This is a genomic window from Nocardioides sp. (genome assembly GCF_034670285.1).
GTDB lineage: Bacteria > Actinomycetota > Actinomycetes > Propionibacteriales > Nocardioidaceae > Nocardioides.
In genome coordinates this window covers 1-1741 of record NZ_JAXMNS010000567.1, presented here as the reverse complement: position 1 = coordinate 1741, position 1741 = coordinate 1, and the positions used below count along the sequence as shown (strand labels likewise).

The window sequence follows — 1741 nt, the reverse complement described above, 5'->3', positions numbered from 1 at the left end:
CGTAGGTTCGACGACCCCGACACCCTCGACCTCGACCGCACCGGTGTCCGCCAGCACCTCGCCTTCGGCCACGGCCTGCACTTCTGTTCCGGGAGCGCCCTGGCACGACTCGAGGCGACCACCGTCGTCCGCACGGTCGTCGCGGAGTGCGAGGCCATGACCCTCGCCGACGACTCCGCAGGTGCGGACGCGCCGTCGCACTGGGTGCCGAGCGCGTTCGTACGGCGTCACGACCGACTGCGGGTGCGCCTGTCCTGAAGCGCGCACGAGCGGCCGTGGTGTGGGATCCTGCGGGTGTGAAGCGCCTCTACGTGGCGTGACCAGCCTGGGGGGTTGCGTGATCTCACGCGTCATGTCGAGCCGTCTGCGGCTGTGGAGCGCTGCAACGCTGGCGCTGGTGGCCCTCGGCAGTGCGCTCCCCGGTGTCGAGGTGAGCCCTGCCGCTGCTGTCGAAGCGGGTGCTCGCGTAGCGCCTCCGCGTGCAGGCACCGCGCTCGACGCCGGTCCGGGGAGGGCCGGTCGCTACAACCCCTCGACTCCACGTCAGGTGCGTGACGACGACGGCGTCGCGGTGCCGAAGCACATGGCGGCCGCAGTGACCGAGACCGTGCCCGTCACCGGTCGTCACGGCGTCCCGGGGTCCGGGGTCGCCGCCGTGGCGCTGCTGGTGACCACGAGCGGAGCCGGTCGAGCCGGGGCCGTCGCTCTGGCCGCGCCGGGACAGCTCTCGTCGGCGTCCGTCCTGGCGACCTTCGAGCGAGGCGACCGGTCGATCCAGCAGGTGCTGGTGCCCCTGGACTCCTCAGGTCGGCTCAGCCTGGTCTCGTCGGCGGACGTCTCGGTGGTGCTGCACGTCGTCGGGTGGGTCGGCACCGCGAGCACACGCTCCGACGTCGCCGTCCTCGACCGAGGAGTCGTGGTCCTCGACGGGCAGGGGAAGCGGTCGCGCGTCACCGGGTCCCGGTCCAGGGTCGCCCGGGTGGGCGCGTAGGCCGACCTGCCGCGCGACGTCCGCTACGCCTGGGCGCAGGTCACCGTGGTCAACGGTGCGCGCGACACCTACCTCGAGGCACGAGCCGTCGGCGCGGCACCGGGGCAGCGGCCGATGATCTCGGTCAGTCGCCGCACCCGCACCTCTCAGCAGGTGCTGGTGCCGCTCGACTCCCGCGGACGGGCCGTTCTCGACCTCGCAGGAGGCTCGGCACGCGTCCGGCTCGTGGTGCTGGCCTACCTGACGAGGACGACGGCGCTGAACGCCGACCCGGGGCTCCACGGCACCGATCAGCTGCGTCGAGTGCTGGACTCGCGCGCCGGCGGCATGCCCCCCGGCCGCGAGACCGTCGTCCGAGTCGCGGGTCGCCAGGGCGTGCCGGCGCCGGCAGCCTCGGTGTCGGCGACGGTGACCCTCGTGGGTGCGCGACGTAGGGGAGGGACCGTGCACCTGGGTCCGTACAGCGTCCAGCACGGGTCGTCGATGCCGCGGGCGACTGTCGGTGCCGGCGAGGTGCGGTCGCTGTTCGTGACCCTGCCGGTCGGTGCTGCCCGCTCGTGGGCGCTGACCCGCTCGCGCGGCGTTCAGGTCGTCGTCGACGTGGCCGGGTGGTCGCTCGACCCGGTGTTGGAGGTCCGCGCGCCCGAGCTCAGCAGGATGACCTCCGAGACGCAGTCGGCGGACGCCGTCCTGGCCCGCCAGGTGCTGGTCACGTCGAGCCGGTACGCCATGGGCACCTGGTACGACGAC

General features: G+C 73.3%; 2 protein-coding genes and 1 pseudogene. All 3 read left to right on the top strand.

Going from position 1 to position 1741, the window contains the following annotated elements:
* Nucleotides 1-258, top strand: a pseudogene (locus tag VOI19_RS19125) (hypothetical protein); the annotation flags it as partial.
* A gap of 79 nt (nucleotides 259-337) precedes the next feature.
* Nucleotides 338-991: a hypothetical protein gene (locus VOI19_RS19120; RefSeq protein ID WP_323794514.1), complete on the top strand. Its 654-nt coding sequence runs from the start codon at nucleotides 338-340 to the stop codon at nucleotides 989-991.
* 45 nt (nucleotides 992-1036) lie between these two features.
* On the top strand, nucleotides 1037-1741 hold a 705-nt coding region (locus tag VOI19_RS19115; RefSeq protein ID WP_323794513.1), incomplete at its 3' end, for a hypothetical protein.